The 7,297-nt window shown below is 62.3% G+C and carries 5 protein-coding genes and 3 pseudogenes; 1 reads left to right on the forward strand and 7 read right to left on the reverse strand.

Translation table 11 applies throughout. From position 1 onward, the window contains the following. Positions 1-325: 325 nt before the first annotated feature. Positions 326-922 carry an ECF RNA polymerase sigma factor SigK gene (gene sigK / locus ACX80A_RS15010; RefSeq protein WP_459260570.1) on the reverse strand — a complete coding sequence of 199 codons (597 nt, stop codon included), beginning with the start codon at positions 920-922 and terminating at the stop codon, positions 326-328. A 497-nt stretch (positions 923-1,419) separates the two neighbouring features. Here sigK and ACX80A_RS15015 point away from each other — a divergent pair. Then, positions 1,420-1,638: pseudogene (locus ACX80A_RS15015) on the forward strand (alpha/beta fold hydrolase); the annotation flags it as partial. A 3-nt stretch (positions 1,639-1,641) separates the two neighbouring features. On the opposite strand, the pseudogene ACX80A_RS15020 reads toward ACX80A_RS15015, so the two are convergent. The 6 genes and pseudogenes from ACX80A_RS15020 to ACX80A_RS15045 all read right to left on the reverse strand — a co-directional run. Continuing rightward, positions 1,642-1,710, reverse strand: a pseudogene (locus ACX80A_RS15020) (S-adenosylmethionine synthetase N-terminal domain-containing protein); the annotation flags it as partial. Between the two features lie 162 nt (positions 1,711-1,872). Beyond that, the gene (gene egtD, locus ACX80A_RS15025; protein ID WP_459260571.1) at positions 1,873-2,850 is read right to left on the reverse strand and encodes an L-histidine N(alpha)-methyltransferase; all 978 of its coding nucleotides are present in this window, start codon (positions 2,848-2,850) and stop codon (positions 1,873-1,875) included. Beyond that, positions 2,840-3,634 (reverse strand): ergothioneine biosynthesis protein EgtC, encoded by a 795-nt coding sequence (gene egtC / locus ACX80A_RS15030; protein WP_459260572.1) that lies wholly within the window; start codon positions 3,632-3,634, stop codon positions 2,840-2,842. The genes egtD and egtC overlap by 11 nt, the downstream gene beginning before the upstream one ends. 4 nt (positions 3,635-3,638) lie before the next feature. After that, positions 3,639-4,991, reverse strand: coding sequence for an ergothioneine biosynthesis protein EgtB (gene egtB / locus ACX80A_RS15035; RefSeq protein WP_459260573.1), 1,353 nt, complete (start codon positions 4,989-4,991; stop codon positions 3,639-3,641). Then, positions 4,988-6,268 carry a glutamate-cysteine ligase family protein gene (locus ACX80A_RS15040; protein ID WP_459260574.1) on the reverse strand — a complete coding sequence of 427 codons (1,281 nt, stop codon included), beginning with the start codon at positions 6,266-6,268 and terminating at the stop codon, positions 4,988-4,990. Before ACX80A_RS15040 ends, egtB begins: the two co-directional genes overlap by 4 nt. 294 nt (positions 6,269-6,562) lie before the next feature. Next, positions 6,563-7,153 (reverse strand): annotated as a pseudogene (locus ACX80A_RS15045) (IS110 family transposase); the annotation flags it as partial. Positions 7,154-7,297: the final 144 nt, after the last annotated feature.

A 7,297-nucleotide genomic window follows, 5' to 3' on the forward strand; every position in this document is an offset into this window, starting at 1 on the left:
TCCTGGGTATACGAACGACGTGATCTCGATGCAGACATGCTGCTGGTCTCTCTTTCAGTAGAACCCCCATTTTAAGAGGGCCCACCGTCCTAAATCTCCGCAGCAGTCCAGTCCCGGATTGCTGCGTTGAGGAGTCGCTGTGCGTCTGCCGGCGGGTGTGCGGTGGGGTCACCGATGGAACGGGCGCTAACGCTAGCTTCAAGAATGCTTAACACGGTGCGCACGAGGTGGGAGCGCGTTGACTCCAAATCGGAGAGGCGTCGTACCGGGTGACCGATTAGTAGGGTTTCCCCATGCGGTAGTACCTGGTTTTGTCCGGATGGGTTCACTTAGTTTCGTCCCCGTCTAGGCAGGTTCGAAGGCTCCTGAGCCCGTCTCGGATTCTGCTTTTGATGGTCGGTAGCGGGATGGACAGATGGTCGGCGACTTCGCGGTAGGTCAGGCCGTCGTAGTAAGCAAGGTCGATCGCTTCACGCTGGCGAGGAGAGAGGGTATCCAGGCACTGGACAACGGTTTGAGCTTCGATTCGCGTCGTCACGGTTTCGGCCACCACATCGTAGTCCGGGCTGTGGCTCGCGGTTACCCAACGTGCTTCCCTGTTGATGATGGCTTGTTCTGAACGGACTTTATCAACTGCTTTGTGGTGGGTGATCATCAACAGCCACGCTATGGCGCTGCCCAGGACCGGATTGTATTTGTGGGCGTCACGCCACACGGTCAGATAGATGTCCTGAGTGGTGTCCTGCGCTATTTCAACGTTGACGATGATCCGGCGTGCAAGCCCATAGACCCGGCGAGAGGTTAAGCGATAGAAGTTGGCAAATGCTTCACGGTCTCCCTGCCCTATCCGGAGGAGAAGCCCTGTGAGCCCTTCGTGTTCGGCAGGGTCCACGCCGGTGAGATTGCTTCTGGACGTTTCCACCCTCAAGTGTCTCCCAGGCCCGGCATACTGTGCCTGGTGGCGTTGAGTTGTGCGCCGCCGTATGTATTCAAGACGATTCCCCCAGTGGTAGCTCGCCGTGCGGTCAGACGGAGGTCATAAACAATAGAAGAGAACGGTAACCGAGGCCGTCTCTTTTTGTTTAAGATACCGCATGACATCTCAAAAGGGGCGGCTAGGCAACTAATCGCTCTACAAGCACCCATTCAATGCCCAATAAACGGTATGGTCCGCTTCCACGGGTAGCGATGCCCTTCGTGGGTATCTTCCCCCCACAGCGTAGGTGTCACGTCACGGAGCGCCTGAATTTCCCTGCATTAGTTGCCGTCTTCATTGAAGGCGGTTTGAAACGCCTCATGGCGTCATATTCTGAATCATCTTGAGGTGTGAAGGACAGCACCCATCCGAAGGGCAGCCTGCTGACGAAGTGGGTAAAGTCGGGTTTGTACGCGATCCCATCTCAATGTTGGAGGCTCTTCATGACAGAATTTACTGCTCACCATGGTTTGTTCAAAGACACGAATCTGCACGTCGATGACACCGGCGGGTCAGGCCGACCTGTTGTCCTGATTCACGGTTGGCCCCTGTCCGGGGAATCTTTCAAAGACTAGGTCCCTGCCTTGCAGGGTGCTGGATACCGGGTTATCACCTACGACCGGCGGGGTTTCGGTCGCAGCGACAAGCCCCGCACCGGGTACACCAGCCACGCGTGAGTGGGGATCCTGCGCCAGCAGACCATCAAGAATGGCATCGCTGATCTGGTCACACATTTTATCCGGGTGGCCCTCGGTTACTGATTCCGAGGTGAAAAGCCGCAGGGCGGAAGTATTCGGATTGCCTGAATTTATGGGCTAACTTCACTTGATGGGACGGACAGTTCCACGCGAACGTGGCTGCTCCAAAATTGAGCACCCGTTCCGCTGACCGGCGGTTCAGGAGGGTACGGCCAGGGTCATCGCGTAGCGTTCCTCAGCATCCGTCCACTGCCCGGCAATTCTCAGCCCGGAGGCCTCAAGCTCAGCGGCAATTTTCCCTGGGCGGAATTTCGCGGACAGCTCGGTCCGCAGGTCCTCGCCCCGGTCGAAGCTTATTTCAAGACCGGCGCCGGGCAGTCGCACCCGCATGGCGCGCGAGGCCCGGAGCCTCATCTCGATCCACTCCTCGGCCTCGTTCCACACCGCGACGTGCTCAAACGCCTCGACGTCGAAATCGGCTCCCAGCTCCGCGTTGAGGACGCGCAGCACATTGCGGTTGAAGTCGGCAGTCACGCCGCTCGCGTCGTCGTAGGCGGGAATCAGGATCTCGGGCGGCTGTACCAGGCCTGTGCCCAGCAGTAATGATCCGCCCTCCTTCCCCAGAAGTTCCCTCACCTGCAGGAGGAACCGCGCGCGGGCATCCGGCTCGAGGTTCCCGATGGTCCCGCCCAGGAACGCCACCATCCGGCGTCCGTCGCGGGGGAGCAGCTGGAGCTGGGACTCGAAATCAGCGGCGACTGCGTGCAGGGTAAGATCCGGATACTCTCGGGACAACTCGTTATTGGCCTCGGTCAGGGCGCTGTCACTGACATCCACAGCGACATAGCTTTGAAGTGGCCCGGCGTTCTTCAGGGCGTCGAGCAGCAGGGGTGTCTTTCTCGACGACCCGGATCCGAGCTCGATGAGCATTTCTGCCGGGCTGGCCGCGGCGATCTCGCCTGCGGAGTCCTCAAGGATCCGCCGTTCGGTGCGCGTAGGGAAATACTCGGGAAGCTGCGTGATCTGCTCGAACAGTTCGCTGCCCCTCCGATCATAGAACCACTTGGGTGGCAGGGTCTTCGCCCGTTTACTCAGTCCCTCGCGCACGTCTTGACGCAGGGCACGCTCAAGGTAGTGTGCCGGCAGGTGGTGGACTATCTCAAATTCAGTTGTCAAAGGATTCATTTGAGCGCTGCTCCGTCTCTGCTGGGGTTATCGGGCTTATGTCGACGCCGTGCGAAGTGGCGACCAGCAGGGACTGATCCGGGACCTCGTGCCACCCTGCGCCGTCGTCGGAAGGTTCACTGGCAACGACGGTACCCCTGTTGTCCGAGCGCCAGAAAAGGGTATCACCGGCAGCTGTGGCAGCAATGGTGGTTCCATCAGTCAGGAGGAAGTTGTATCGCCCCGTGCTGCACGCGGACGCTTCGGCCACCACCCGCGCCAGCGCGTTCGCAGTAGAGTCCGTGCCCCCGCAGTCCCGGGATTCAAGCCGTTCAAGGACCATGGCCCACAGCAGCGCCGAATCCACCCGGGCTTCGAGGTCAAGGAGCCGTGCCGGAGGCAGCGCCGCGGCCAGTGCCTCCGCCGACTGCGGCCAGTTGTCGATCCGCCCGTTGTGGCTGAAGAGCCACTTTCCGGCGGTGTAGGGGGCGGCGGCTGCCTCGTCCGGCGTCGTTCCGGGGGTAGCTGAACGCACGGCGGCCAGCACCGCTCCACTGGTGGTGACCCGCGCCAGGTCAGTAAAGGACTGGTCCGTCCACATGGGTACGGCACGCCGGTACCTGGCCGGGACGGGATCCCCTGCGGCGTACCAACCGACGCCGAAACCGTCGGCGTTCATCGTGCCGTTGCGTTGGCGCCGCGGCGCCCAGGACTGCTGGAGTAGACCGTGTTCGGGCGCCACCAGCAGCGTGGCAAGCGGCGTCGGAGGTCCGAGGAACGCCAGATGACGGCACATTCCGCTACTCCCCTCCGGCTGGAGCGTCATCCCGGGCTGTGCGGAAGCCGGTGAAGATCTGACGCCGGATAGGGTAGTCCCAGTTCCGGAACGTTCCCCGGCTTGCTGCGCCGTCGGCCGCCCAGGACCCTCCGCGCAGCACCTTGTAACCTCCACCGAAAAAGGCTTCGCTGTACTCGCGGTAGGGGAACACCCGGAACCCCGGGTAGGGACCGAAGTCGCTGGAGGTCCATTCCCACACATCCCCGATCAGCTGGTGCACTCCCCGGGCCGATGCCCCTGCAGGGTAGGACCCGACAGGGGAGGGCCGCAGCGCTGCGCCGCCTAGGTTGGCATGCAGGGTCGTCGGGTCCTCGTCACCCCAGGGGTAGCGCCGGGAGCGGCCGCTCACCGGGTCGTGCCGTGCGGCCTTCTCCCACTCGGCCTCGGTGGGCAGGCGACGTCCGGCCCACTTTGCGTAGGCTTCGGCTTCGAAGAATGAGACGTGCTGTACGGGCTCGTCGGCGGGGACCGGTTCGAGGACGCCAAAACGGGTCCGCCACCACTGGGGGCCGTCCCGCTTCCAGTACTTCGGTGCGGCCAGTTCGTCGTCGTTGCGGTGACTCCAGCCCTCAGCGGTCCACCAGTTTTGGTTCGAGTATCCGCCGTCATCGATGAAATCAATGAAGGCACCGTTATCCACGGGGACCGTGTCGATCCAGTAACCGGGGACATGCACCTCGTGGGCCGGCCGCTCATTGTCCAGCGCCCAGGGCTCCACCGAGGTGCCCATGGTGAAGGACCCGGCCGGTACATGCACTTCCCGCGGACGCTCGGTGACACCGCTGGCCAGCACGCCGGGCTTCAGATTCACCGGGTGCAGCACGGGTTCCCCTACCCGGAGCTGGTGGGTGGCCAGCATGGTCTCGGCGTGCTGCTGTTCGTGCTGGATCATCATGCCGAACGCAAACCCGCCGTCCAGCAGCGGTGAACCCTCAAGAGGGACCCTTTCAAGGATATCCAGGGTCTTGGAACGCACATCGGCGAGGTAGCCCCGGGATTCCGAAGGTGCCAGCAACGGCAGCGAGGGGCGGCTGCTGCGCGAATGCTCGAAGGCGTCGTAAAGCCTGTCGATCTCCGGGCGAAGCGGTTCCATTCTGCCGACGTCGCGGACCAGCCATAGTTCTTCCTGGCTGCCGACATGCGCCAGATCCCAAACCAGGGGAGACATCAGGGGTGAATGCTGTTTGAGAAGTTCCTCCTCGTCACACGCGGTGAGCGCGTGGGTACGACGACGCGCACGCTCCAGGCCCTCCACAATGAAGGCGCGCAATCTGTCAGGGGCAGCGCTGGTAGCTGCTGAAACCGTATTCGTCATCGGATTCTTTCCTTTCGCTGTACGAGCCCGGAAAACCGTCCGGTGCGGCGCCATTCGTCGATCCGCTGGTCTGCGGGAGAGCGGCCCCGCGCGGTGTAGTTCTCAAGAAAGCCTTCCACCCGGGACCTCGTTCCGGCATCAACATGCAACCGTTCCACGGCACCCAGCGCTGCTTCCGCGCACACACGCCCTGCTGCGGCGAGGACGGGATCCGCAAGCCCGAGTCTGGCGGCGACGGTCATTGGATCAGCCATCGCAGTCACGGGCGCGCAGGCCTCTGCAGCTACGTCAGCTGCCCGTTCGTCATCCACCAAGGCAGTCGTTATTGCTGCGACGGCCTCCCAATCCGCACCGGCTTGTGTGTCGATCACCCGGATCTCGAGGAAGCCCCTGGGGCGAATGAATGGAAAGAGAGTGCTGAGATGATAATCGAGGTCCTCATGCGTGACGGGGCGGGGGCCTTGCCCGCGTAACCAGCTCCGCATAGTCAGGCCGCGCGGAGGTTCCCATGAACCTCTCGACGTGGGGATGCAGAGGACCGTAGCGTCGAGGGCGTAGCGGGCCCAGGCGAAAGGCGGGTCGTCGGAAGCCGGAACGGGCGAGGTGCGGGACGGATCGGTTTTCAGCCACACGGCCTGGCGGGTACTCTGCCAACCGCTGGGCGACCCATGGCGGAAAGGGGAGTTGGCGAAAAGCGCCACGAGCACCGGCGCGAGCTGGTGAAGACGCTCCCAGCGCTGCACCGCACTACCCGTACCGCTTCCGGGAAGACCGGCATCAAGGCACACCTGCAGGGATGCTGTGGAACACATCATCGTCCGGCCGGCCGACCCCGTCCGATCGAAATGGGTTTCCATGGCTGCATACCGGGGATGATCCAGCGTCCGCACCGACGGACGGGACGAATCCAGGGCGACGCTGCTGAAGGAGAGTCCAGCGCCCTCGAAAATACCGTCAATGGCGCTCAGATCAGCTCTTGCAGCGTTGATGACCGAGGGAAGGTCCGCTCCGCAGGCCGAACTCAGCTCGAGCTGCCCTCCCGGCTCGAAGGTGATGACACCACCACCGGGAAGATCGGTCACCTGAGCGCCAACGGCCTGGACCTCGGCCACCGGAACGGGGCGCCGCAGGTCGGATACATCATGCACGATCCTCTCGATTTCCACGCCCACCGCCCCCGGAGGGCCGGTCTTGAAACACACCGACGCGACATAGATTTCCGCATCGGCCTCCGACAGCGGCCGTGAATCCCGCTCCAACCCTGAAATTAACGCCAAAACCCATCATCCCTTCATCGCGATGCACTCACATCAACAGGCACAGTTCACTCGAAGTGTGACAACGAAGCCTGCACGGTTTCCATTCCTACCCAACAGCAATAACACCTTTTCTCCAACACGGTCCATCACTTCTCCGAATACGGCTGCACCGATGGTTCCCCGCACCTGCCCGGCCTATCCTGGCCGCAGAGCGCCCGGCTTCTCACTCAAGGGTCACGTCGGACGGAGGTCCTCATTCCGCCCGGGTCACAGCTCTCCGGCTGTGATTTTTGCCCAGCGCAGGACGTTGCCGCGTCCTGCGGCGCGTAGGCCGGTGGGCCCGGCGTAGCGGATCAACGGGTCGAGCACGAGCGTGCGGGTGAGGATCGCGGCGACGAAGACCCGTTCCAGGGATGGGATGATCTGCAACAGCAACGACCTCAGCCGGTTGATCGCCCGGGTGCATTCATGGGTCAGGTCCGCGTCGAAACCGGAGAGAACTTTCAACGCGGCGAGCACTTCACTGTCGCGGTCTACCGCCCGCAATGTGTGGGGCATGGTCCGTGCCGTGTCAGCAATGATGAACGCATCCCGAGCATCGGTCTTCGACCGTCCCGGGTAAAGGTCCGCGGCTTTCCGCATTGCCAGTCCTGGCAGGTAGGCCACCTCGCAGCCACAGTCCCGTGCCACCGCGATCGGTAGTGCCCCGATGTTGTTGGGCTGGTCCACAATCATGGGTACCCGGCCATGCCGGCCAAGACCAGTGAACAGTTCCCGGAGCCGCGCCTCGTCCTGCGGTAATGGCTTATCGAAAATTCTTTCCCCGGCCGGGGTGAGGGCTGTTGCGTGATGTTCGGTTTTGCCGACATCGAGCCCGCAATACACATCAAATTGTTCGGTCATGATGGCGCTCCTTTGCACCACTAGCTGGCCGCAGCGGAAGTTGTCAAGGTGAATGGGGCCAGTGGGAGTTAGGCGGCTGCTTCTGGCTGGGTTTCCTGGGATGGTTTGTTAATCCATGCCGCGTCGGGGACGGTAAGTATTTTT

This window comes from Arthrobacter sp. TMN-50, assembly GCF_054511125.1.